We start from the raw sequence: 24,010 nt of genomic DNA on the forward strand, positions 1-24,010 counted from the left end.
GGTGATGCCGGTCACGATCTCCTGCGCCAGCGGTGAAAGCGGGACGAGGTGTTCCAGCTTGTTCTTGGTCCGCGCGCCGGGCAGCACGATGGCGTCGGCTTCCTTGTCGAGTTCCATCCATTCCAGTTCGCCGATCTCGTCTCGGCGGCAGAGGGTGAGGATCAGTAACTGGACGATCTTGCCGTAGTCGCCAAGTTCACCGGCGGCGCGCCAGATCTGCGCGATTTCGTCAAAGGCGAGAGTCCGCGACCGCGGCTCTCGCTCACCCTGCTTCGTAATGTTAGTGACTGGATTGATTTCGCACTGCCCGGCGTCGATCGCCCAGGCGAAGAAGGTGGACAGGGTGGTGCGGGCTCGGGCGGCGGCCACGGCGCCATTGTCCCGGGCGATCTCGTCGAGCCGCTTCTTGATATCGTCGCGGGAGATGTTGGCCACCGCGGTACGGTGCAATGGCCGGAAGTAGCCTTGCCGCGATCCACCCTCGCTTTCAGCCTTCGCACCGTTTAGGTAGCGCTCCATCTCGTCGTAGGTGGTCTCCCTCGGCGCCGGCCTATCTGGGGGCCAAACTCCTTTTTTCCGCGCATCGAGGTACTTTTCGACGGCTTGGCCGAAAGTGTCCTGCTCGACCTTCTTCCGCGCGTCCTTCCGAACCTGCGCGATGTCGATTCCCTTGGCGATTTCGCCTTGCAGCAGCTGCGCCGCATCGCGCGCGGCCTCTAACTTCAAAGAGCGCGGGCCAATGACATGGCGGCGCTGACTGCCCTGGCGCTGGTAGTAGAGCGTCCATTTCGGTTTGCCCTCGGCGCGGAACCGGAGGCCGAGGCCCGTAACCTTATCATCATAGAACGTCTTGTCGGTCTCGCCGGCCGGCAGCGACAGCCGGTCGAAGTAAGCCTGCGTCCGGTAACGTTCGGCCATCTGGACATCCCCCGCCGATTTTGGGAAGCTATTGGGCGCTTCCCAGTGCATCCCAGTGAAATCAACTGGAATCAATGACAGAGGGTCTAACGTAAAATACTCTGTGAATCAAGGGATTTGAAACACAATGAAATTATGGGAAAGCATAAATAGCCTGTCTGTGGAACAGGAGGTCGGTGGTTCGAGCCCACCCAACTGTACCACTTTCCAATGGCTTAGCCGGATGACAAACGTTTTTGCTCATTTCTGGCTCGCTCGATCGGAAACGGAAATTCCCTCCGGATAGCTGTGTCAGCGTGGTTTACTTCAGCCCGGATTCGGGTTCTGGGCGGAAGGTGTCGGACATGATCGAGGGTGCCGTAGGCGGGCGCTCGCATCTTGTGCTAACGCACCGCTCCGAACGGCCTTTTAGCCGCACGTTACGTTTGGAGAACCAGTGATGTTCGATCGTCTCAGGGTACGCTTGCTGCCGGTCCTTGGGTTGCTGTTGGCCGGCTGTTGGCTTGCGGCGCGCTTGGCTCACGCCCAATTCCCCGAGGGTGAGAACAAATGGACCGAGATCGACGTCATCAATGCGATCAATCGCGCAATGGACGAAAGCAAGGAAAGCGCCGATCTGCGTGAAAAGCTCGTACGCCGCTTTGCCGAATGCTCGCTGACGTATGGCGGACTTTCAACACTGACGTCCAATGCTGAAGCCAAAAAGAGCTACGTTCAGGCTCAGCTGGCCACCATGGAAATTGAATCGACGATTGCCAAGCCATTGCAAAACGAGAAGAGACTGGAACTTGAAGAAGCCGCTCTCAAATCGGTGGGAGTGAGGTTGCGTGCCCTGAAGGCGCAAAACGACAACAAAGAAGCGAGTGCTTTTCTCAGGGGCTGCAAGTCGTTGAACGACGTGAGGGAAATCAACAACGCGGTGCGGGAGATTTCACGCCAGTAAGCACGGTGGCGCTTGCCGGCGGGTCACTCCGCCGGCACTTCTTTCAGATCGAGAGTTGAGTTCTGATCGGTCGTAGCCGCGATGAATCTCCGCCTGCGTAATCAAGCCGTCACATTACGCCGTGATGTCCACCGTCGTGCCGGTTGTCGATGAATTGTCGTTGCCCGTCGATGACGTCGACGTATTGGTCGATGTGGTGTTGGAATTGATACTGCCGCTGCCGTGATGGCCGTGATGGTGATGACCGCCAACCTGTGTCTGTTGAGCCTGTTGGGTCTGCTGCAGGGACGACAAGGCCTGCTGCGCGCCGGAGATATCGCCGTTTTGCAGCGACTGCCCGATCTGATTGACCGTCTGGGCGAGCGGCGTGTTCGAGGTCGCTGACGGACCCTGACCGCTGCTTTGCAGGTCGCTCAGCGTCGAATAGGCCTGCTGCGCATTCGAAAGGTTTCCGGAACTGACGTCGCTGAAGAGCTGGTTGAGCGTTTGACGGAAATTTGCCTGGCTGTTGGCGGTGGTCTGGGCGGAATTGGCCGCGGTGTTGGAAACGGATGAGATGGACATGGCGCGTCTTCCTCGGATGCGAGAGCCGTTTAGAGAACCAGGCTCACGCTTTCGAAAGTCGATCCGCAGGGTAAACCACGGGTTAACCGAGACGTCGTGTCGTAGCTTTGATTTGTTTCAATTTACGAAATCTTTGCCGGTTGCAGGACTGCGCGGGAGAAGCGGCGCCTGAAGGCCGTGTTCAACGGCGCTTGCGGTTCCATGTGGGCAATTCCCCCTCACGCCGCAAAGCGCGTGCGCGCCTGCTTGCCAACACCATGTCGCTCACCCAGAATCTGAGTCTGGGGTGATTTGGGGGATGACATGGGTGCTTTTGCGCTTGGAAGAGAACGACTGGGTAGTGGGCTTGGAAGTCGGCTTGGGAGTGGAATCATTCTGGCCGCCGCGTTGTGGGTATGGCCCACAGCCGGCTGGGCCTACACCGCCGACCAACAGCAGGCTTGCATGGGCGATGCATTCAGCCTGTGCGGTTCTGAGATTCCGGACGTGCAGCGGGTAACCGCCTGCATGGTCAGAAAACAGGCTGAGCTTAGCCCGGGCTGCCGGGTTTACTTCAGGGCTGAGCGTACGGAAGTCAGGCCGGCAAGGCTTCACAGGATACGCAAACGCGTCGCTTCGGACGCGAACGAGGACTGATCGGCCGCCGGCCGTTCAACCGCGGATACCTTGACGGCTCATCGGGGTCGGCGAAACCGGGTATGTCTCAAAAACAACCCCCCCGACTATTCGTGGGCATCGCCACAATTGACCCTAAATTCTTCTTCCACGAATCAGCGCGCTGATTCATTTTTCGTTATCTGGGGTCAATCTGGAGGCGAAGAGGATGAACGTCATTGTTTTTGCGTCGCGTAAAGGTGGCTCGGGAAAGAGTACCCTGGCTGCCCATCTCGCTGCGCATGTCCACAAGACAACCAAGCCGTGCCTGTTGGTCGATGCCGACCCGCAGGGATCGCTGACGTTGTGGCATAAACTGCGTGGTACCAACGAACCGGCGATCAAGACCGCCGTCAATTCGGTCAGCGGCATCGTCGCCGCGGCCAAGCGCGACGGCTACGAATGGGTGTTCATCGATACGCCGCCAAATCTGTCGGCCGTGGTCGATGACGCCATCAAGAACGCCACCATGGTCGTGATTCCGGCGCGGCCGGGCGTCTTTGACGTCAACGCGGTGCAGGAAACGATTCAGATGTGCCGTTCGGCGCGCAAACCTTATGCGGTCGTGCTCAACGGTGCGCCTGCCCGGCGCGACGAGGTGGAAAGCCGCATCGTCACGATCGCCCGCGAAGCATTGATCAAGTTCCGCGCACCGGTATGGGGCGGGCAGATCACCAACCGTGCAGATCTCCTGATGGCGCTAGGCAAGGGCGAAGGCGCCCGCGAATATTTTGCCGAAGGCCGTGCGGCGGCGGAAATCGGCAGGTTGTGGGCGGCGATCGAACGTTCGGTGAAGGCGATCCGCGGCACCGCGTCGGCGAGCGGCACGATGCACAAGCAGGCGGCCTAGTAGATCGGACCCAATGTACGGAAACGGTGCGGCACCGATTCCGTCGCGCTAGCTGCCGGTTGAGCGGTCAAGGCAACATCATCCCGCGTGGGCACTAGGGGAGCTCACGCGGGATGATGTTGCGTGAACGTCAGTTCACCATCAGCACGTAGAACATCACGACCGGCGACAGGGTCAGGATCACCGACCAGATGCCGACCGCCCAGATAATGTCCTGGATGCAAAAGCTGCCCGAATTGAGGTCTGAGTTGTCTTGAGTGTCCATAACGCCCCCGCGCTTCTTGTTTTTAGTCCGGCAACGATGTGACGCGCCGTCAGCTTCCAACCAGAAAGCGAACGGCCAGCACCGGCGAGAAGCCGAGCAGCATCGCCCACAGCCCGAACGATGAAACGATCAGGAAATCCTGCTTCCTCTCGGCCCATTTGGAATTCGCAAAACGCTTGTTTGGGATGGTCTCAGCGGTCATGGTTTGCCCCCCGGCTTGTTGGTGATTGGGGCATTTCATACCGATAAAGTCCTAAAAATACGGACCCGCCATCGGCGCAGAGTTTAACGGGGCATTTCAGCGCCCGTTAACCAAACGAGTTGTGCTCAGTCTGCGATCGATCATGCGGCATATCGTTTGCGCATGCCCTTTCGGAAAACCGCTATACACTTTTCCGGAGCATGCGCTTACCGCTCGGCGCGGCCGACCACATCCATTAGCTCCGTGATCTTGCGGCGCTGATCGGCTTTGTCGCCGGACATGATGGCGTGTTCGACGCAATGGGCGACATGGTCGCGCAGGATTTCCTCCTCGACGCGACGGAGTGCCGCCTTCGCCGCCGCGATTTGCGTGACGACATCGATGCAATAGCGGTCGTCCTCGACCATGCCCGCAAGCCCGCGGATCTGGCCCTCGATTCGTTTCAGCCTTTTCAGGCAGGACGTCTTGATCTCCTGGCGCATAGGCGTCATATACCCCCCTAGGGTATAATTTTCAAGAGAGACGGAATCAAAGGATGGCGCAGGGCGAATCGATACACGGCGCTGAAGCCACGCCTACCGGCCAACCTCAGGCCTGCCATCACCAAGACCATCATGGCGGCCACGCCGGCCACGATCACGCGAAGCCGGCCGCCGGCTCCTGCTGCGGCGGTAAGCATGAGGGCACAGCCGATCAGGATGCCGAGGTCGCAATCGATCCGGTCTGCGGCATGAAGGTCAAGCGCGAGACCGCCAGGCATCGGTTCGAATACAAGGGCCAGGAATATCTGTTTTGCGGCGCGCGTTGCCGCGAACGCTTCCAGGCCGACCCGGAAAACTTTCTCAAGCCCAAACCCGAGCAGGCGCGACCTGCGCCAAAGCGGCAAGAGCCTGCGGGCACGATCTACACCTGCCCGATGCATCCGGAAATCCGACAGGTCGGTCCGGGAAGTTGCCCGATCTGCGGCATGGCGCTCGAGCCGGAGCAGGTTTCGCTCGACCAGGGACCCGATCCCGAATTGATCGACATGACGAAGCGATTCTGGATCGCATTGGTCCTGACCGCGCCGGTGTTTGCGATCGAGATGGGCCGGCATCTCGGCCTGATGCACCTTGTTCCGCCGCCATGGTCGAACTGGATTTCCTTCGCGCTGTCGACGCCGGTGGTGCTGTGGGCTGGCGCGCCATTTTTCGTCCGTGGCTGGCGCTCGGTCGTCTCACGCCACCTCAACATGTTCACGCTGATCGCGATGGGCACCGGCGTCGCCTATCTCTATAGCGCGATCGGCACGCTCTTCCCGCAGATCTTCCCGGCCGGCTTCCGCGATATGCATGGCGCCGTCGCGGTCTATTTCGAGGCGGCCGCCGTGATCACGGTGCTGGTGCTGCTCGGGCAAGTACTGGAATTGCGGGCGCGCGAACGTACCTCGGGCGCGATCCGCGCGTTGTTGGGTCTGGCGCCGAAAACCGCGCGGCGCATCACCGATCACGGTGACGAGGACGTCGCGATCGATGCGATCGCAGTCGGCGACCGCCTGCGCGTGCGTCCCGGCGAGAAAATTCCGGTCGATGGCCTCGTCACCGAGGGACAGTCGTTTGTCGATGAATCCATGGTGACGGGCGAACCGATGCCGGTGGCCAAGGCTGACGGCGCGCGCGTCATTGGCGGCACGGTCAATCAAAGCGGCGCGCTAGTGCTGCGCGCCGAACAGGTCGGCCGTGACACCATGCTGGCGCGGATCGTCGACATGGTGGCGCGTGCGCAGCGGTCGCGGGCGCCGGTTCAGCGTCTCGCCGATCGCGTTTCCGGCTGGTTCGTGCCGGTGGTGCTGGCTTCCGCCGTTATCGCTTTTGCCGCCTGGATCGTTTTCGGACCCGAACCGCGCTTTGCCCTTGGTTTGGTCGCGGCAGTGACCGTGTTGATCATCGCCTGTCCCTGCGCGCTCGGCCTCGCCACGCCGATGTCGATCATGGTCGGGGTGGGACGCGGCGCGCGGGCCGGCATCTTGATCCGCGACGCCGAAGCGCTGGAAGCATTCGAACGGATCGACACCATTGTCATCGACAAAACCGGCACGTTGACCGAAGGCAAACCAAAAGTTGCCTCGGTCGTGACCGCCCCGGGCGTCGACGAAAACACGCTGGTGCGGTTGGCGGCCAGCGTCGAACAGGCCAGCGAGCATCCGCTGGCGCGCGCGATCATCGAGGCCGCCAAGGCCCGCGCTCTGCCACTCGATCAGGTCTCCAACTTTATCGCTCATCCAGGCAAAGGAGCCACCGGCAACATCGGACGCAAAGCGGTTGCGCTCGGCAATGCCGCGTTGATGGGTGATTTGAATATCGCGGTGTCCGGGTTCGAGATTGCCGCCGAGGCTGCGCGGGTCTCCGGCGCGACCACGGTCTATATTGCAATCGATGGCGGGCCAGCGGGCGTCATCGCCGTCGCCGATCCGATCAAGGCCTCGGCGAAAGCCGCCATCGCCGCATTGCGGTCGGAAGGCCTGCGCATCGTGATGCTGACCGGCGACAACGCGACCACCGCCCGCGCGGTGGCCGCACAGCTCGACATCGCGGAAATCGAGGCGGGGGTTTTGCCAGAACGCAAGGGCGACGTGGTGCAGCGCCAGCGCAAGGAGGGCCGCCGCGTCGCCATGGTCGGCGATGGCGTCAACGATGCGCCGGCGTTGGCTTCCGCCGACGTTGGCGTCGCCATGGGGGGCGGCACGGATGTCGCGATCGAAAGCGCGGGTATTACGCTTTTGACCGGCGATCTGGCCGGGCTGGTGCGGGCGCGCCGGCTGTCGGCAGCGACCATGCGCAACATCCGGCAAAATCTCGCCTTCGCCTTTGTTTATAACGCCGCCGGTGTGCCGATCGCGGCAGGCGCTCTCTATCCTCTATTCGGCATCCTGCTGTCGCCGATGCTGGGTGCAGCGGCGATGGCGCTGTCTTCGGTCAGCGTGATCGGCAACGCGCTGCGGCTGGCGCGCGCCAGGCTTTAGTCAGTTTCGTTTCGAGATATGGGCGCCAATGAAACGCGCCAGCGCCGCGCCGATCTCGTCGGGGCTGTCTTCCTGAATGAAATGCAGGCCGGAAACCGTGATCTCCTGCTGGTTCGGAAAGCGCCGGCAGAAATCACGTGAGCGGCCGATCAGCATCGAACCCGGTTCGGCATTGATGAACAATTTGGGCAGCGGGCTTTGGAGAAGCCAGTTTCCGTAGTTTTCAACGATCGCCACGACGTCGGCGGGTTCGCCGCCGATCGGCAGCTCCCGCGGCCACATCAGCGTCGGCAACCGCGACGATGGGTTAAGGAACGGCCGCCGGTACGCGTTCATTTCCATCTCGCCGAGCGGACGGATGACGAGTTTCGGCAGCAACACCTCGATGAATAAGTTTTGGTCGAAGATCATCGCTTCGCCTTTCGCGGAACGCAGGTCGTGAAAGAGCGGCGCCCGGCTTGGCGGAAGGTCTTCCCATTCGCGCGGCCGCACAATCGATTCCATATAGGCGATGGCGCGGATGCGTTCGGAATGCCGCGACGCCCAGTGAAAACCAAGCGCCGATCCCCAATCGTGCAGCACCAGCGTCACGTTTTCGCGCAAATCGAGCGCGTCAAACCAGGCGTCGAGATAGCGCGCATGATCGCGAAACCGATAAGCGCCGTGAGGAGAAGCCGCCGACTGCCCCATGCCGATGAGGTCCGGCGCCAGACACCAGCCGAGATCGCTGACATGGGGAATGACGTTGCGCCAAAGATAGGATGACGTTGGATTCCCGTGGAGGAATACGATCGGATTGCCCTGGCCGACCGTCACATAACTCATCTCGGCATCGAGAATGGGGACGCGCTGCCGGGGAAGGTGGTCTTCAGCAGAGACGGTGATTTTGTTCATGTCGCCGCGCTCTCGCGATTTCGACCGATGAATTCGGCCTATTAAGGCGCGCAGGCCGACTTTGTGCCATGCCAAAGCGTCTCATAATTTCGCGAGGCTCAGGCGTCAGATTCCTGACCTGTCGCAAGCTTGAGCCCGGATAGCGCCATATCGCGATGCGCGGCGTGGCCCAGCAACCGATGGACCGCCAACCAGGCGCCGCCCGGCACGATGCCGTCGCGGCTTGCGAATTCGCGTGCCTCGCCCACGCGTCCCATCCTGGCGTAACAGGCAGTGAGGAACCAGCCGGTGAGGGGATAGGTCGGCAGCTCACGGAATGAATCTTCCAGAAACCTGGCTGCTTGATCGAAACGATGCTCGAAGAAATGGCACATGCCGAGTCCCGTGAGATGAAACGCCCGTCGCGTCATGCGGGGATCGAGCCGCATCGAGGTCTCGAAATGCTCAATCGCGAGATTAGATTCGCCGGAAACCGTGCGCATCCAGCCGCTCCATAGCCAGGCGAAAGCATGACTGGGATTGCGGGCGAGCGCGCCATCGACCAGCCGCTTCAGGGTTTCGACGTCTTCACCGGTATTTAACAGCGCTCCGGCTGCCGAGGTGACGGCGGAGGGATCGTCGGGCGCAGCGTCCAGCGCCCGGCGCGCCCAAACGATGCTCCGTTCGCTTTCACGCGCGATTTCGTCAGTCCATCCGCTCGAGACGTTCTGCGAATGACAGAGCGCCAGCGAAGCCAGCGCCATTCCATATCGTGGATCGCATTCCACGGCCTGTTCGAGCAGCCCGATCGCTTGTAGATTATCCTCGCGCGACCACGCGCGTAGGTGCGGCATCGCGCGCAGATAAAGGTGATACGCGTTCATATCGGCCGTCGGATGCTCCGACACGTGCCTGATCTCGGCATCGAGCAGCAGGGGATCGATCACGCCGGCGACGTGGGAGGCAACCTTGTCCTGAAGTTCGAACACATCGGCCATCGGCCCATCGAACTCTTCGGCCCATAAATGCGTACCCGTGGAGGCATCGATGAGCCGCCCCGTAATCCGCAGCCTTGAACCGTCCCTTCGCACGCTGCCTTCGAGCACATAGCGCACGCCGAGATCATGCCCGACCTGCTTTATGTCGATCGGCTTGCCCTTGTAGGCGAACGAAGAATTCCGCGCGATCACGAACAGCGACTTGAAGCGTGACAGCGCGGTGATGATGTCTTCGACGAGGCCGTCGGCAAAATAGTCCTGCGCGGGATCGTCGGCCAGATTCGCGAACGGCAATACCGCGATCGAAGGTTTGGCCGGAAGCTCGAGTGCTGGCTCCGTCGTGAGCAACGAGGACGGGATTTGCGCCGCACCTTCTCTCGTGAAACGCTTATCCTCGCCGAAGGAGACCCGCCAAACCCGAATCGGTTCGGCAATGTTTTTCAGCTGCTGCGGCCCGAGGTCCTGGCAGATGAGTTCGAACTTGCCGCGGACCTGCCGGTGGGCGTCATCCGAGAGTCAGATGCCGCCGGGATCGGCCAGCCCCTGAAGCCGCACGGCGATATTGACGCAGTCGCCGAATATATCGTTCTCGTCGATCATGATGTCGCCGACATGCATGCCGATTCGAAATTCGATTTTGGCCTCCTTCGCTTTGCCGCCGTTCTGTGCAGCCATCGCGCGCTGGACCTCTACGGCGCTGCGCGCCGCATCTACCGGTCTTGCGAACTCCGCCAGCATGGTGTCGCCGGACGTCTTCACGATACGTCCGCGATGGGATTCGATAGCCGGCGCAACGAAGGTCTGTCGGATGGTCTTGAGCCGGATCAAGACGGCTTCCTCGTCGGCGCGCATCAGGCGGCCGTAGTCCTCGACCGTCCCCGCCAACACCGCCGCCAGTCGTCGTTCCACGCGTTCGCCGGTCACGAAACCTCCGGCCGTTCTTTCACATCGGTCACAATATCACAGCATTTCGATAGGATGGCAGCGAGGCCTGCGCCGGGGGTGAACTCAGACTGTCACATCAAGGGAACCGAACCTCTGACGGCCGGTTCGATTTGGTCGCGTCGGATTCCGATATCACGGAGTTGATGGTCGCTCAGCGATTGAAGTGTTCTGATTGTTTCTCTGCGCTGCCAATGAGCCACGAGGCGGTTCGGCCAGGTTACGAGTGATCGTAGCCATCGGGGCCGCGGGCGGCTGCGGGTAGTGGAGGAAATCGCGCTATCGGTAACATGACTGACTCGCCGCGCGATCTCCTCGTCGAGCCGTGCAGCGAGGTCACAGCTCACCTCCACCATCGGCAAGCGAACCTCGGCGCTGTCGATCAGACCGGTGCGCGCCAGCCAATACTTGGCCGGCGCCGGGCTCGGCTCGGCAAACAGCAACCGCGTGAGGGCGGACACGCTTTCCCAATGCTCGCGCGCTTCCTCGCTTCGGCCTTCCCGGAAATGCTTGCCGATCGCGGCAAACGTCGATGTCTCGATATGGGCCGACAACAGGATGGCGCCGTCGGCGCCATCGCTTAGCGCGTCGTAATACAGGGCATCCTCGCCGGTCAGGATGCGAAAGCCGGCTGGCCGGCGCCGCAACAGGTCGATCGATTGCGCGCGGTTGGCGCCGCAGTCCTTCATGCCGACGATGTTGGGATGGTCAGCGAGTTCAAGCAGCGTCTCGGTCTCGAGCGCGACCGACGAACGGTAGGGGATGTTGTAAAGCACGATCGGCCAGGACGCATGGTCGGCAAGCGCGGTGAAGTGTTGCGAGAGGCCGCGTTGCGACGGACGCGAGTAATAGGGACTCGAGATCAGGTAGCCGTCGATCGGCCAGCCGGCCGTTTCATCCAGCGTGTGACAAAGCTTCCTGGTGTAGCTTCCGGCAAGTCCAAGGCAGATCGGCAAAGTGCGCCGGCTTTCGGCGAGCGCCTCCCGCGTCACCGCGACAATCCATTCGAGTTCGGCGAGCCCGAGGGTCAACCCTTCGCCCGAGGTCGCAGCCAGGATCAATCCATCGATCGGCGAGCATGCGTAGTGGCGCACCAGTCGTCGTAACGAAACTACATCCACGACGCCGTCGCAGAACGGCGTGATGAGCGGCAGCCAGAGGCCAGCTAGGTGTGAGCGAAGGCTGAGAGATTCCGGGTCTGATGTCATGGTCCATCTCCTAATTGGCCGGAGACGGGACACAAAAAACCCCACCTCGCGGCGGGGGTTCAAAGATCGGGCGTGAGCTAAAACTCTATCGCGCGCGTCGATCCGAAGCCCCCGAGAGGGAGGCTTTTTTCACAGCGGTTGCGCACGCATTCGTGATCATGGAGGCAATGATGCGGTGCGCCGGTTCTGCTGTCAACGGAAGAGCGTTTTTCTCATCATGAAAAATGCTTCGTCATCGAAAATGCGAGCAGAAAAAAAGCCGGGCTCGCGAGAGCCCGGCTCTAAGTATTGGCCTCGTTGGGCCGACACAATCACCTTCCAAGAGGGATAACCGAACACCCGCGCCACTGGAGGAGGGGGACATTTGCGCAGCGCGAAAGCTCAGTGTCCGAATAGTATGGGCTTCCCTAGCGCCTTGCAGCAACGGGGTGGACCGCATGTCAGACATGCGGAGACCGGTTATCGACCGATAATTACCGCGTCATACGGAAAAGTGTGCAGCGGTTTTCCGAAAAGATTACGCGCAACCAAAAAGCTAAAGCGCGATGAGGGCCTTCACCGCGCTTTAGGACGGCCAGCGCTGCGCCTTGCTCACCACGAAGTCGCGAAACACCTGGACGCGCGCGACCGTTTTCAATTCCTCGGGATAAACGAAATAGGTGTCGAGCTGGATCGAATCCGATTCGCCAAACAGCTGGACCAGGCGGCTGTTATCTTCCACGAGATAGTCCGGCAGCGCAGCGATACCGAGGCCCTGCTGGCAGGCGCGGACCAGACCAAGGATGTTGTTGACCCTGAAATAAGCCTCGCGCGGGCCGGTTCCGTTGCGGCCGGCCTCGACCAGCCAATTGCGGTTTTGCAGATGCGGCGCGACTTGTCCGTCGGCCAGCGTGATGATGCGGTGGGCGTCGAGTTCGTCGAGCGTACGCGGCGTGCCGAATCGCTTGACGTATTCCGGCGAGCAATAGGCATGAAAGCCCATCGCAAACAGTTTGCGCTGGATCAGGTCCGGCTGCGTCGGCTTGCGGGTCCGGATCGCGACGTCGGCCTCGCGCATCGAAAGATCGAGTTCTTCGTCGGTGACGATCAGCGAGATCCGGATTTCCGGATAGAGCGCAGTGAACTCGCCGAGGCGGGGAATCAGCCAGTTGATGCCGACACCGGGCGTCGTAGTGATCTTGAGATCGCCGCTCGGGCGCTCGCGGCTGTCGGTGAGCTTGGCGCGGGCGGCCTGCAGCTGCATGAACACGTCATGGGCAGTGCGAAACAACAGGTCGCCTTGCTCGGTCAGGATCAGACCGCGGGCATGGCGATGGAATAGCGAGACCGACAATTCCTGTTCGAGCGCCGAGACCTGGCGGGAAACGGCCGATTGCGAGAGACCGAGTTGCTCGCCGGCATGCGTGAAGCTTCCCGCTTCGGCCGCCGCGTGAAACACCTTCAGTTTGTCCCAATCCATATTCGTAAATCCGTCTCGGGTTCGATGAAAATTCATTCCGCTGCCGCGCGGTCATTCGCGCGGAGCGCCAGAAAACGTTCGGCTTCGAGGGCGGCCATGCAGCCAAGGCCGGCGGCTGTGACCGCTTGCCGGTAGGTTTCGTCGGCCACGTCGCCTGCGGCAAACAGGCCGGGCACGGAAGTGGCGGTCGAGTTCGGCGCGACCTCGACATAGCCCGACGGCTTGAGCTTGACCTGCCCGGCGACAAGGTCGGTCGCCGGCGCATGGCCGATCGCGACGAAGACACCGTCGGCCGGAAGTTCGGTCAGTGCGCCGGTCTTGACGTTCTTCAGCCGGACATGGGTCACTTTGGCGGGGCCTTCTTGCCCACGAATTTCGTCGATCGCGCTGTCCCACACGACTTTGATCTTGGGATGCTTGAACAGGCGGTCTTGCAGGATGCGCTCGGCGCGGAAGTGGTCGCGGCGATGCACGACGGTCACCTGCGAGGCAAAGTTGGTGAGGAACAGCGCCTCCTCGACCGCTGTGTTGCCGCCGCCGACCACAATGACTTCTTTGTTGCGATAGAAAAACCCATCGCAGGTCGCGCACGCCGAGACGCCAAAGCCTTTGAATTTCTCTTCCGTCGGAAGCCCCAGCCAGCGCGCCTGTGCGCCGGTGGCGAGGATGACGGTTTCGGCGAGATAGACGTCGCCAGAGTCGCAGGTCAGGCGGAACGGCCGCTGGGCGAGTTCGAGCTTGTTGGCGAAATCGGTGACGATGTTGGTGCCGACATGCGCCGCCTGCTTCTCCATCTGCTCCATCAGCCACGGGCCCTGGATCACATCGGCAAAGCCCGGATAGTTCTCGACGTCGGTCGTGATGGTGAGCTGGCCGCCGGGTTGGATGCCCTGGATCAGCACCGGTTCGAGCATGGCGCGCGCCGCGTAAATCGCCGCCGTGTAGCCGGCCGGCCCGGAACCGATGATGACGACCTTGGCGTGAATAGGTGCAGGCATGGACAGATCCCGTTCCGAGGGGAATTTGATGAGGGCTTAAGCGGGTTTTCGCCCGGGAAGGCGCCGCGATGACGCCGAAAGTGTCAAATGCAAGTCTAAGGCATCTGGCGAGCTATGCAAGAATTGCAATTCAAATGAGCAAAATTTCCCGTGAGCGGTAAAATTGGCGCAGCGCACGCGTAATAAAATTGCGCGCCGTGGCCGAGCTGGGCTAAGAGTGTTACCGCAGCGACCGCAAAAATTGGCGGCCAACCGCGCAAGCATCCTTACCTTGTGGAACCCGGACCTCGTGTCGAAGAATCTTGACGAAATCGATCTCAAAATCCTCAGTGAAATCCAGGCTGACGGCCGAATCACCAATGTGGAGTTGGCCAAGCGGGTCGGGATTTCTCCGCCGCCGTGCCTGCGGCGGGTCCGCACGCTGGAGGAGGCCGGCTACATTCAGGGCTATCGCGGGCTGCTCGATCCGCGGAAGCTCGGTTTCGACGTCACCGTATTTGCCTCGGTGCATTTGTCGAGCCAGGCCGACGCCGACTTGCGCGCGTTTGAGGAGTTCGTTCGCGCCGAGCCGCTGGTACGGGAATGCTGGATGCTGTCGGGCGAAGTCGACTTCGTTCTGAAATGCGTGGCGCCGGATATGGCGACATTCCAGGATTTCGTTACGCACCTGACCGCGGCGCCGCATGTGAGAAACGTGCGAACGTCGCTGGTGCTGCACAATTCGAAATATGAAGCGGCGGTGCCGCTGGAAGTGAAGGCGAAAAATTAATCCGTCATTCCGGGATGGAGCGTTAGCACCAGACCCGGAATCTCGAGATTCTCTGATGTGCAATTGCACATGATAGCTCGCCTCTTCGAGGCGCCCCGGAACGACTGCTACGCCGTCAGCTCTTTCCCAGCTTTGCATCGACGCTGTACGGTCCGCCGCCCGACGTCGCAAGATAAAGGCAGGCGAAGCAGAACAGGATCGCGGCGGTGCCGTTATTGATCAACGGGAAGAACCCGCGCGGAAAATGGCTGATGAAATAGGCGAACGCCATTTCGCCCGACAGGATGAAAGCGGCAATGCGCGTAAACAGGCCGATCATCAGCAACGTGCCGAGGATCAGTTCGATCGTACCGGCCGCACCGATCATCGAGAACAATTCAACCTTGTCGAACGGCATGCCTGCCGGAAATTTCAGGATTTTGGCGAGGCCGTACTGCAAGAACAGCAGCCCGGTAATGAAGCGAAACAAGCTAAGCGCGATCGGCTGAAACTTCGAAAACGTCTGGTCCATGTCATAGCCCCCTGTTTTGACACCTCGGATGTTTGGAAATGTTGCAGTGCCCGCAAGCTTTTGCGGCCCCTACACCCAACCCCCACCTACGAAAACTATTCCGCCGCCGCGCAGAAGAAAAGCCGCGCTTATAAGGCGCGGCTTTATGATTCAAGTCGTTTTGGCTTTGCGAAAAATCAGCGCCACTCGACCTTGGTGATCTCATAGGCCTTGGCACCGCCGGGGGCCACGACCTCCACCGAGGCGCCTTTCTTCTTGCCGATCAGCGCGCGCGCCAATGGCGAGGTGATGGAAATTCTGCCCTTCTTGGCGTCGGCTTCGACTTCGCCGACGATCTGCCACACCGCCTTCTTCTCGGTGTCCTCATCGACCAGCGTGACGGTGGCGCCGAATTTGATGGTGTCGCCGGAAAGCTTCGAGATGTCGATGATGTCGGCGCGCGCGAGCTTGTCTTCGAGCTCGGCAATGCGGCCTTCGTTATGCGACTGCTCTTCTTTCGCGGCGTGATATTCCGCGTTTTCGGAAAGATCGCCATGCGAGCGCGCCTCCGCGATATGCTCGATAATGCGCGGACGATCCTCCGACTGGCGTTTTTTCAACTCGACCTCCAGCGCTGCATAGCCGCCGGCGGTCATAGGAACCTTTTCCATCATCTTCTCTATCCCTTGTCCGTGCGGGCCACAGCCAAGCTGCGGCCCGCGCGAAACGTCTTGCAGATCAGGCCTCCCGGCTGAAATAATCCGGAAAAGCTCATTAAATTTCGGCCCCGAGAGGGCCGATTCAAACATCGATACAGGCGGAGAGTTCCAAGCACCTTGCGGGCGCTTTGTGGCCCGCTAATGATCAGCTTTCGGAAAAATAGCTTTGCAAGGTGCGGACCTCAAGGTCTCCGCCCAGATAAGCGCGGATACCCTGGGCAGCCGCCACGGCACCTGAAAGAGTGGTGTAATACGGCACTTTATGCAAGAGGGCAGCGCGCCGCAACGAGCGACTATCGGCTAATGCCTGCGGCCCCTCGGTCGTGTTAAAGACGAGCTGGATATCGCCATTGGTAATGGCGTCGACGATATGCGGCCGGCCTTCCAGCACCTTGTTAACCTTCTCCGCCGGCACCCCGTGATCGCTGAGGAAGCGCTGCGTTCCCGAAGTCGCCATCACCTTGAAACCGAGCGAGGCTAACAGCCGAACCGCATCCACGATGCGGGTCTTGTCGCTCTCGCGCACCGAGACGAATACGGTGCCCTTGCGTGGGACGCGGGTGCCGCCGCCGAGCTGGCTCTTGGCAAACGCAATTTCGAAGGTGCGGTCGATGCCCATGACCTCGCCGGTCGAGCGCATTTCCGGACCGAGCACGGTGTCGACGCCGGGGAAGCGGGCAAACGGAAATACCGACTCCTTGACGCCGACATGCCCGAGCTTGGGCTTGGTCAGCTTGAAATCGGCAAGCTTCTCGCCGGCCATCAGCCGCGCCGCGATCTTGGCCACCGGCATGCCGATCACCTTGGCGACGAAGGGCACCGTGCGCGAGGCGCGTGGATTGACTTCGAGCACATAGATGTCGCCGTCCTTGATGGCGTATTGCACGTTCATCAACCCGACCACGTCGAGACCTAATGCAAGTTCACGCGTTTGCCGCTCGAGCTCGGTGATCATCTCGGCATTGAGCGAATGCGGCGGCAGCGAGCAGGCGCTGTCGCCCGAGTGAATGCCGGCTTCCTCGATATGCTCCATGATGCCGACGATGAAGGTGTCCTTGCCGTCGGAGAGACAATCGACGTCGATCTCGGTGGCGTCGGACAAATAGCGGTCGAACAACAACGGATTGGTGCCGAGCACGGTGTTGATCTGCCCGGTCTTGTCGTTGGGATAGCGCGCCTTGACGTCGCCCGGCACGAGCTCGGGCAGGGTGCCGAGCAGATAATCGCTCAGTTGATGCTCCTCGCGGATGATCTGCATCGCGCGGCCGCCGAGCACGTAAGACGGCCGCACCACCAGCGGCAGGCCGAGATCAGCCGCAACCAGCCGCGCCTGCTCGACCGAATAGGCGATGCCGTTCTTCGGCTGTTTCAGCCTCAGTTTATCGAGCACGCGCTTGAAGCGGTCGCGGTCTTCGGCAAGGTCGATGGCGTCGGGCGAGGTGCCGAGAATCGGCACATCGGCTTCCTCCAGCGCGTGCGCTAGCTTCAGAGGCGTCTGGCCGCCGAACTGCACGATGACGCCATGCAGGCGGCCGTTTTGTTTCTCGGTCTTGATGATTTCGAGCACGTCCTCGGCCGTCAGCGGCTCGAAGTACAGCCGGTCGGCGGTGTCGTAGTCGGTCGAGACCGTCTCCGGATTGCAGTTGATCATGATGGATTCGTAGCCGGCATCATGCAGCGCGAAGCAGGCATGGCAACAGCAGTAATCGAACTCGATGCCCTGACCGATTCGATTGGGTCCGCCGCCGAGAATGATGACCTTGTCTTTTGCCGACGGCGCGCTTTCATCCGCGGCTTTCCCGGCGAACGGCGCTTCATAAGTCGAATACATGTAGGCCGTTGGCGAGGCGAACTCGGCCGCACACGTGTCGATGCGCTTGAACACCGGACGCACGCCAAGCAAATGCCGGCGCGCCTTCACCTCGGCTTCGGTCAGGTTGACGAGCACGGCAAGCCGCGCGTCGGAAAAACCCATGGCCTTCAGCGTGCGCAGGCCGAACGCGTTCGGCGGCAGGCCGTCCTGCCTAACCTTGGCTTCCATGTCGACGATGGCGCGCATCTCGGCCAGGAACCACGGATCGATCTTGCAGGAGTTGAAGATATCTTCATCGCTCCAGCCGAGCCGCATTGCCTGCGCCACCTGCAACAGACGGTTCGGCGTCGGCGTGCCGAGCGCCGCGCGGATCGCGTTCTTGTCGTCGTCGCGGCCTAGGCCATCGATCTCGATCTCATCCAAACCGGTGAGGCCGGTCTCGAGCCCGCGCAGCGCCTTTTGCAGGCTCTCCTGGAAAGTCCGGCCGATCGCCATCACTTCGCCGACCGACTTCATCGAGGTGGTCAGCGTGGTGGAGGCGCCGGGAAATTTCTCGAACGCAAAGCGCGGGATCTTGGTGACCACGTAATCGATGGTCGGCTCGAACGAAGCCGGCGTCGCGCCGCCGGTGATGTCGTTGGCAATTTCATCGAGCGTGTAGCCGACCGCGAGTTTGGCTGCGACCTTGGCGATCGGAAAACCGGTGGCTTTCGAGGCGAGCGCGGACGAGCGCGACACCCGCGGATTCATCTCGATCACGACCATGCGCCCGTCGGCCGGATTGACGCCGAACTGCACGTTGGAGCCGCCGGTTTCCACCCCGATCTCGCGCAGCACCGCGAGCGAGGCGTCACGCATGATCTGGTATTCCTTGTCGGTGAGCGTCAATGCCGGCGCGACCGTGATCGAATCGCCGGTGTGAACGCCCATCGGATCGAGGTTCTCGATTGAACAGACGATGATGCAGTTATCTTTTTTGTCGCGCACCACCTCCATCTCGAACTCTTTCCAGCCGAGTACGGATTCCTCGATCAGGACCTCGTTGGTCGGCGAGGCGTCCAAGCCCCGCTCGATGATGTCGATGAACTCTTCTTTGTTGTAGGCGATGCCACCGCCGGTGCCGCCCATGGTGAAGGAGGGCCGGATGATTGCGGGAAGGCCGATTTCCGACAGCGCCATCAGCGCTTCGGCAAGCGCCTGCTGCTGATAGCGCTTGCGCCGCTCGTTCTCGCCAAGCGTCCACTGCCGCTCGAATTGCTCCAGCGCTTCGCCTTCGAGCTTTTCGTGATCGGCGAGATATTTGTCGCGGTCTGTTTTTTTTAAGCCGGAGGCGTTGGCGAGCCGCGACTTCGGCGTCTGCAGCCCGATCTTCTCCATGGCGTTGCGAAACAGCTGGCGGTCTTCGGCCTTGTCGATCGCGTCCGCCGTAGCGCCGATCATCTCGACGTCGAATTTGGCGAGCGTGCCCAGCCGGCGCAGCGACAGCGCGCAATTCAGCGCGGTCTGCCCGCCCATGGTCGGCAGCAGCGCGAAGCCGCCGGGAATGACGTGGCGTTCTTTCTCGATGATCTTGGCGACGATCTCGGGCGTGATCGGCTCGATATAGGTCGCGTCCGCCAGCTCCGGATCGGTCATGATCGTCGCCGGGTTGGAATTGACCAGGACGATCCGATAGCCCTCTTCCTTGAGCGTCTTCACCGCCTGCGTGCCCGAGTAATCGAACTCGCAGGCCTGGCCAATGACGATGGGCCCGGCGCCGATGATCAGGATGGTGGAGATGTCGGTTCTTTTGGGCATCAAGTCTCGCGGGTAGCAGCAGGAAAATAGGCACAAAAAAAGGGCGCGCATTCCGCGCGTCCCTCTAAACACTGCGTGAGGCAGGCCCTCGCGCGCACGCGGTCTTTAGACCAGTTTTCGCAGCCGCGAAACCCCCAAAAACGGGCCGTCAACCGGCATTTTGTCTGTTCTGGAAGAGGTTTGGGGGAAGAGCTTAGCCTCGTCCGCCTCCGCTCTGGAGCTACGGCGGGACAGCCTTCGCCACGAGACGGCTTGCCTAGCCGAAGCAGGCGCAGCCTGCGAAGGCTGGAGGCCCGGCCTGGATTTGAACCAGGATAAAGAGCAGTGCAATGCTCTCGCGTCGACGCTTTCCGCCACCGGGCCACGTCCATCTTCCCCCGCGGGCGCGCGGAGAGCTACTGCTTGCCGGGATTAACCCTAATCGGGTGGTTACGATCCCTTCACGACGCCAGCGACTGCCGCGCGATGAAGGTCATTCGCCACGGATTATGGCCGATATTGACGGCGACGCGCGCGGCGGTAAATCCGCATGCCGCGAGTTTGGCGGTCATGTCGGCCTCGCTGTAGCGCTGCAGGCCGACGCGGCTGCGCAATTGCCGGTAATCCGACAACGCGGTCGAGATCAGCCCAATCAGGGCGTCGCGCAGAAAACCGTGATGCGCGGCAAAGCGCAACAGCGCGACCACGTCCCTGATCATGCCGACCTCCGGCCGAAGCACGTCGCCCAGCACCAGCCGTCCGCCTGGTTTCAACAGCCGCCGGGTCGTCGCAAAGGCGCCGTCCAGTTCTTCCGGTGTCATGTACTGGGTGACCGAATTCATCACCACGAGATCGATGGAATGCTCGGCCATCTTCCGCACGTCTTCCAGCGAGCGCACCCGGATCTTCGTGTTGGGCGCAAAACGGGCGATCAGCCGGCCGCGCACCCCGGGCGCCGGCTCGGCCAGATAAAGCTGGCTGCAGGCTTCGGCGACCTTGGCCGCCGACAGCGCTTCCCCGCAGGCATAGTCCAGCACCACCGAGTCGGGCGAGCCGATATAGCCGATAATGTCCCGCGCGATCAGCTGAAAATGCAGGTCGCGGTGCAACTTGCTGACATAAATCGTATGTGTGGAATCGTAATAATCGATCCAGTCGTCCATGACTTCTAATATCCGAAAATGCCGGGGTTCCCCCTGGGGAACCGCCTCGCCTGAGAGGCGTTAAATGGTCCGGTGACTGATGTCCATCGCCGCCTTGTCCGGGTGTTAGAATTCCCGGTTCGTAACAGGAAGGTCCATCGTGAGCAAAGCCAGCAAAACCTCCCCCGATCTCGATACCCCCACCGACCTGCCGCAGGCCGCCGCCGACAAAATCTCGGCCGCCCTCAACGTGCTGCTCGCCGACGCCTTTGCGCTTTACCTGAAGACCAAGAATTTCCATTGGCATGTCAGCGGGCGTCACTTTCGTGACTACCATCTGATGCTCGACGAGCAGTCGGATGCGATTTTCGCCACCACCGACCAGTTGGCGGAGCGTGTGCGAAAACTCGGCGGCACCACGGTGCGTTCGATCGGGCAGGTCTCGAAACTGCAGACCATCAAGGACAACAACGAAGCGTTTGTGCCGCCGCGCGAGATGCTGCGCGAATTGATGGAAGACAACAAGCACGTCGCCGCTGCGATGCGCAAGGCGCACAAGCTGTGCGACGATCACGAGGATTCCGGCACCGCCGGCCTGCTCGAAACCTTCATCGACGAGACCGAGCGGCGCACCTGGTTCTTGTTCGAAGCCTCCCGCCAGGAAGGCAGCAACTCGGAGTAATTCTTCCCCTCTCCCCTTGTTGGAGAGGGGGCCGAGCGAAGCGAGGCGGGTGAGGGGGGGTCTGCGACGATGAGAACCCCTCACCCGGCTTGAATTTCGCGGAGCCTGCCATCGGGCGCGCATTCGCGCGACCCGGTGGCTCATTCTCGCCACCCTCTCCCACAAAGGGAGAGGGTCTAATAGGGTCACATTCCCTTGGCGCCGGAACCTGGAATCTCGAACACCAGACACGTCGTCGTGGCGTGCGCCAGCAGGCGTCCCTTCGAATCGGTGATGCGGGCTTCCGCGGTCGCGGCGCGGCGGCCGACATTGAGCACGCGGCCTTCGGAACGCACCGCACCGGTATCCTGGGTCATGGCGCGGATGAAGCTGATCTTGAATTCGAGGGTGGTGTAGCCGGAGCCTGCCGGCAGCATCGAGTGCACGCACAGACCCATCGCCGAATCCAAGAGCGTCGCGGCGTAACCGCCATGCACCGAGCCGATCGGATTGTAGTGACGAAATCCGGGGATGCTGGAAAACGACACGACGCCCGGTTCGACCGAATGATCAAACGGCTCGATGTTCTGCATGATCGGCGGCGCCGGCAGTTTTCCTGCGAACATGGCGCGAAGGAAATCGATCCCGGCCATCGAGGCCATTACCTCGGTCGGCGTCACGCCATAGTCGATCTTGCGGATCGGGTTGTCGGTCATGGAAAGCGATTCCTGCGATCTATTTTATAATGATGGTCATCATACAAAATATTGAAGCTACCGGCAACACAAGATCGAGATCGTGTCCCGGACGCGGTGCAGCGCCTCTTCGACGGTGCGCCGCAGAGCCGGGACCAATCAAATCGATTTTAGTTGGCCCCGGCTCAGCAGCGCATTACGCCGGCGAAGCCGCGGCGCAGCCGGGGAACGGCCCTTACGCCCGCTTCTTCGCCCGCATCAGATCGGCAAAACGCTGGAACAGGTAGTGCGAGTCGCGCGGACCCGGCGAAGCTTCCGGATGATACTGCACGGAAAATACCGGTTTTCCGTCGAGCGCGATCCCGCAATTGGAGCCGTCGAACAGCGAGACATGGGTTTGCGTCGCGCCCTTCGGCAGCGTTGCCTGATCGACCGCGAAGCCGTGGTTCATCGAGGTGATTTCCACCTTGCCGGTGGTCTCGTCCCGGACCGGATGGTTGGCGCCGTGATGGCCTTGATGCATTTTCCTGGTCTTGGCGCCGACGGCCAGCCCCAGCATCTGGTGGCCGAGGCAGATGCCGAATGTGGGCGTGCCGGAATCGATCACCTTCTGAATCACCGGCACCGCATATTTGCCGGTCTCGGCCGGATCGCCCGGGCCGTTCGACAGGAACACGCCATCCGGCTGCAGCGCTAGAATGTCTTCGGCCGAGGTCGTCGCCGGCACCACGGTGACCTTGGCCCCGACGCCCGCGAGCAGGCGCAGGATGTTGCGCTTGATGCCGTAATCGACGGCGACGACGTTGAACTCAGGCTCGGCGAGCCGGCCGAATCCTTTTTCCCACACCCACGGCGTTTCATCCCACGTGAAGCGCTGGGCCGACGTCACCATCGGCACGAGGTCCATGCCCTCGAGGCCCGGCCATTCCCGCGCTTCTTCCTTCAAGCCGTGAAGGTCGAACTCGCCGTTTTTGGCATGGGCAATGACGGCGTTGGGCATGCCCTTGCTGCGGATCAGCGCGGTCAGCGCGCGGGTGTCGATGCCGGAAAGGCCGATGATGCCGCGCGCCTTCAGCCACTGGTCGAGATCGCGGGTGGCGCGGTAATTCGAGGGTTCTGTGATCGCGGTGCGCAGGATCACCCCGCGGGCACCCGGCGTTGCCGCCATGTTCACCGTCTCGATATCCTCGTCGTTGGTGCCGACATTGCCGATATGCGGGAAGGTGAAGGTGATGAGCTGCCCGGCATAGGAAGGGTCGGTGAGGATTTCCTCATAGCCGGTCATCGCGGTGTTGAAACAGACCTCGCCGACGGCGTGGCCTTCAGCGCCGAGGCCAAAGCCTTCCAGCACCGTTCCATCGGCCAGCACGAGAAGTGCGGTCGGCTTGTGGTCCGGCCAGGCTGGAGCGTTTTCTGATGTCGTCATGAGGCCTTTACATAGTCGCGCGGGCGGCTCTCGTCAAAGTCGCTTGAGGCTGATTCACATGGGTTTTTGACGTTTTCCGAGGCCAATTGCGGGCAACTGCGGTTGTTTCCCCGGCGCGAACATCCTAGATCAGCGCGGAAAGCTGAAACGAGGATGATTCCCATGCTGCGCGACGACATCAACAACGCGGTCAAGGAAGCGATGAAGGCCAAGGAAGAGCGCAAGCTCTCCACGCTGCGGATGGTCAATTCGACCATCAAGAACGCCGATATCGCGGCACGCGGCGAGGGCAAGCCGCCGCTGTCGGATGCCGACCTGCTCGGCGTTTTTCAGAAGATGATCAAGCAGCGCCAGGAATCGGTCGAGCTCTATGAAAAGGGCGGCCGTGCCGAACTCGCCGCGCAGGAGCGCGAGGAGATCGCGGTGATCACGGCGTATCTCCCCAAACAAATGTCGGATGACGACATGAAGGCGGCGATTGCGGCCGCCATCAAGGAGACCGGCGCGGCCGGCATGAAGGACATGGGCAAGGTTGTTGGCGTCCTCAAAGGCAAATTTGCCGGGCAGATGGATTTCGGCAAAGCCAGTGGCCTGGTGAAGGCGGCGCTGACGGGTTGATTTTTGCAGGTGCATGTCGTCCCCGC

The 24,010-nt window shown here is 61.3% G+C and carries 23 protein-coding genes, 1 tRNA gene and 1 pseudogene; 6 read left to right on the top strand and 19 right to left on the bottom strand.

Annotated elements, in window-relative coordinates:
- Positions 1-918 (bottom strand): tyrosine-type recombinase/integrase (locus tag ABSE61_RS08280; protein WP_423870604.1); only part of this gene is annotated, 918 nt, incomplete at its 3' end.
- A 439-nt stretch (positions 919-1,357) separates the two neighbouring features.
- Between ABSE61_RS08280 and ABSE61_RS08285 the strand changes: the two genes are divergently transcribed.
- On the top strand, positions 1,358-1,861 hold the full coding sequence (locus tag ABSE61_RS08285; protein WP_423870605.1) for a hypothetical protein: 504 nt from the start codon (positions 1,358-1,360) through the stop codon (positions 1,859-1,861).
- A gap of 114 nt (positions 1,862-1,975) precedes the next feature.
- Here the strand turns inward: ABSE61_RS08285 and ABSE61_RS08290 are convergent, their stop codons facing one another.
- Positions 1,976-2,425 (bottom strand): hypothetical protein, encoded by a 450-nt coding sequence (locus ABSE61_RS08290; RefSeq protein WP_423870606.1) that lies wholly within the window; start codon positions 2,423-2,425, stop codon positions 1,976-1,978.
- Positions 2,426-3,248: 823 nt separating this feature from the next.
- Here ABSE61_RS08290 and ABSE61_RS08295 point away from each other — a divergent pair.
- Entirely contained in the window at positions 3,249-3,929 is a 681-nt protein-coding gene (locus tag ABSE61_RS08295) for an AAA family ATPase (protein WP_423870607.1), read from the top strand.
- 130 nt (positions 3,930-4,059) lie between these two features.
- On the opposite strand, the gene ABSE61_RS08300 is transcribed toward ABSE61_RS08295, so the two are convergent.
- The 3 genes from ABSE61_RS08300 to ABSE61_RS08310 form a co-directional block, all read right to left on the bottom strand.
- Positions 4,060-4,194, bottom strand: coding sequence for a hypothetical protein (locus ABSE61_RS08300; RefSeq protein ID WP_423870608.1), 135 nt, complete (start codon positions 4,192-4,194; stop codon positions 4,060-4,062).
- 49 nt (positions 4,195-4,243) lie between these two features.
- Complete coding sequence (locus ABSE61_RS08305; protein ID WP_423870609.1) at positions 4,244-4,396, bottom strand: hypothetical protein; 153 nt, start codon at positions 4,394-4,396, stop codon at positions 4,244-4,246.
- A 206-nt stretch (positions 4,397-4,602) separates the two neighbouring features.
- The gene (locus ABSE61_RS08310) at positions 4,603-4,878 is read right to left on the bottom strand and encodes a metal-sensitive transcriptional regulator (RefSeq protein WP_423870870.1); all 276 of its coding nucleotides are present in this window, start codon (positions 4,876-4,878) and stop codon (positions 4,603-4,605) included.
- Positions 4,879-4,931: 53 nt separating this feature from the next.
- On the opposite strand from ABSE61_RS08310, the gene ABSE61_RS08315 reads away from it, so the two are divergent.
- Positions 4,932-7,397, top strand: coding sequence for a heavy metal translocating P-type ATPase (locus ABSE61_RS08315; protein WP_423870610.1), 2,466 nt, complete (start codon positions 4,932-4,934; stop codon positions 7,395-7,397).
- On the opposite strand, the gene ABSE61_RS08320 is transcribed toward ABSE61_RS08315, so the two are convergent.
- The 7 genes and pseudogenes from ABSE61_RS08320 to trxB all read right to left on the bottom strand — a co-directional run bounded on the left by ABSE61_RS08320 (position 7,398) and on the right by trxB (position 13,875).
- Positions 7,398-8,291 carry a haloalkane dehalogenase gene (locus tag ABSE61_RS08320; protein ID WP_423870611.1) on the bottom strand — a complete coding sequence of 298 codons (894 nt, stop codon included), beginning with the start codon at positions 8,289-8,291 and terminating at the stop codon, positions 7,398-7,400.
- A gap of 98 nt (positions 8,292-8,389) precedes the next feature.
- Positions 8,390-9,616: a tetratricopeptide repeat protein gene (locus tag ABSE61_RS08325; protein ID WP_423870612.1), complete on the bottom strand. Its 1,227-nt coding sequence runs from the start codon at positions 9,614-9,616 to the stop codon at positions 8,390-8,392.
- A 168-nt stretch (positions 9,617-9,784) separates the two neighbouring features.
- Positions 9,785-10,192 carry an adenylate/guanylate cyclase domain-containing protein gene (locus ABSE61_RS08330; protein ID WP_423870613.1) on the bottom strand — a complete coding sequence of 136 codons (408 nt, stop codon included), beginning with the start codon at positions 10,190-10,192 and terminating at the stop codon, positions 9,785-9,787.
- A 92-nt stretch (positions 10,193-10,284) separates the two neighbouring features.
- On the bottom strand, positions 10,285-10,413 hold the full coding sequence (locus tag ABSE61_RS08335; protein WP_423870871.1) for a DUF1127 domain-containing protein: 129 nt from the start codon (positions 10,411-10,413) through the stop codon (positions 10,285-10,287).
- A 93-nt stretch (positions 10,414-10,506) separates the two neighbouring features.
- Positions 10,507-11,418 (bottom strand): annotated as a pseudogene (gene dapA, locus ABSE61_RS08340) (4-hydroxy-tetrahydrodipicolinate synthase); the annotation flags it as partial.
- 565 nt (positions 11,419-11,983) lie between these two features.
- Positions 11,984-12,877 (bottom strand): LysR family transcriptional regulator, encoded by an 894-nt coding sequence (locus tag ABSE61_RS08345; RefSeq protein WP_423870614.1) that lies wholly within the window; start codon positions 12,875-12,877, stop codon positions 11,984-11,986.
- A 32-nt stretch (positions 12,878-12,909) separates the two neighbouring features.
- Positions 12,910-13,875, bottom strand: coding sequence for a thioredoxin-disulfide reductase (trxB, locus tag ABSE61_RS08350; RefSeq protein WP_423870615.1), 966 nt, complete (start codon positions 13,873-13,875; stop codon positions 12,910-12,912).
- Positions 13,876-14,164: 289 nt separating this feature from the next.
- Between trxB and ABSE61_RS08355 the strand changes: the two genes are divergently transcribed.
- Positions 14,165-14,644: an Lrp/AsnC family transcriptional regulator gene (locus ABSE61_RS08355; RefSeq protein ID WP_423870616.1), complete on the top strand. Its 480-nt coding sequence runs from the start codon at positions 14,165-14,167 to the stop codon at positions 14,642-14,644.
- A gap of 115 nt (positions 14,645-14,759) precedes the next feature.
- On the opposite strand, the gene ABSE61_RS08360 is transcribed toward ABSE61_RS08355, so the two are convergent.
- The 5 genes from ABSE61_RS08360 to ABSE61_RS08380 form a co-directional block, all read right to left on the bottom strand.
- The gene (locus tag ABSE61_RS08360) at positions 14,760-15,155 is read right to left on the bottom strand and encodes a DoxX family protein (protein WP_423870617.1); all 396 of its coding nucleotides are present in this window, start codon (positions 15,153-15,155) and stop codon (positions 14,760-14,762) included.
- A gap of 176 nt (positions 15,156-15,331) precedes the next feature.
- Positions 15,332-15,805 carry a transcription elongation factor GreA gene (gene greA, locus ABSE61_RS08365; protein WP_423870872.1) on the bottom strand — a complete coding sequence of 158 codons (474 nt, stop codon included), beginning with the start codon at positions 15,803-15,805 and terminating at the stop codon, positions 15,332-15,334.
- 193 nt (positions 15,806-15,998) lie between these two features.
- Positions 15,999-19,463 carry a carbamoyl-phosphate synthase large subunit gene (gene carB, locus ABSE61_RS08370; protein ID WP_423870618.1) on the bottom strand — a complete coding sequence of 1,155 codons (3,465 nt, stop codon included), beginning with the start codon at positions 19,461-19,463 and terminating at the stop codon, positions 15,999-16,001.
- Positions 19,464-19,749: 286 nt separating this feature from the next.
- Positions 19,750-19,826: transfer RNA gene (locus ABSE61_RS08375), tRNA-Ala, on the bottom strand.
- 77 nt (positions 19,827-19,903) lie between these two features.
- Positions 19,904-20,605: a class I SAM-dependent methyltransferase gene (locus tag ABSE61_RS08380; protein WP_423870619.1), complete on the bottom strand. Its 702-nt coding sequence runs from the start codon at positions 20,603-20,605 to the stop codon at positions 19,904-19,906.
- A 139-nt stretch (positions 20,606-20,744) separates the two neighbouring features.
- On the opposite strand from ABSE61_RS08380, the gene ABSE61_RS08385 reads away from it, so the two are divergent.
- Complete coding sequence (locus ABSE61_RS08385; RefSeq protein WP_423870620.1) at positions 20,745-21,266, top strand: Dps family protein; 522 nt, start codon at positions 20,745-20,747, stop codon at positions 21,264-21,266.
- Between the two features lie 185 nt (positions 21,267-21,451).
- Here the strand turns inward: ABSE61_RS08385 and ABSE61_RS08390 are convergent, their stop codons facing one another.
- Together ABSE61_RS08390 and carA are read right to left on the bottom strand one after the other, a co-directional pair.
- Positions 21,452-21,961 carry a PaaI family thioesterase gene (locus ABSE61_RS08390; RefSeq protein ID WP_423870621.1) on the bottom strand — a complete coding sequence of 170 codons (510 nt, stop codon included), beginning with the start codon at positions 21,959-21,961 and terminating at the stop codon, positions 21,452-21,454.
- A 214-nt stretch (positions 21,962-22,175) separates the two neighbouring features.
- Complete coding sequence (gene carA / locus ABSE61_RS08395; protein WP_423870622.1) at positions 22,176-23,366, bottom strand: glutamine-hydrolyzing carbamoyl-phosphate synthase small subunit; 1,191 nt, start codon at positions 23,364-23,366, stop codon at positions 22,176-22,178.
- 162 nt (positions 23,367-23,528) lie between these two features.
- On the opposite strand from carA, the gene ABSE61_RS08400 reads away from it, so the two are divergent.
- Positions 23,529-23,984: a GatB/YqeY domain-containing protein gene (locus tag ABSE61_RS08400; RefSeq protein ID WP_423870623.1), complete on the top strand. Its 456-nt coding sequence runs from the start codon at positions 23,529-23,531 to the stop codon at positions 23,982-23,984.
- The last annotated feature ends 26 nt before the right edge of the window (positions 23,985-24,010 follow it).

The organism is Bradyrhizobium sp., from assembly GCF_049519115.1.
Classification (GTDB): Bacteria; Pseudomonadota; Alphaproteobacteria; order Rhizobiales; family Xanthobacteraceae; genus Bradyrhizobium.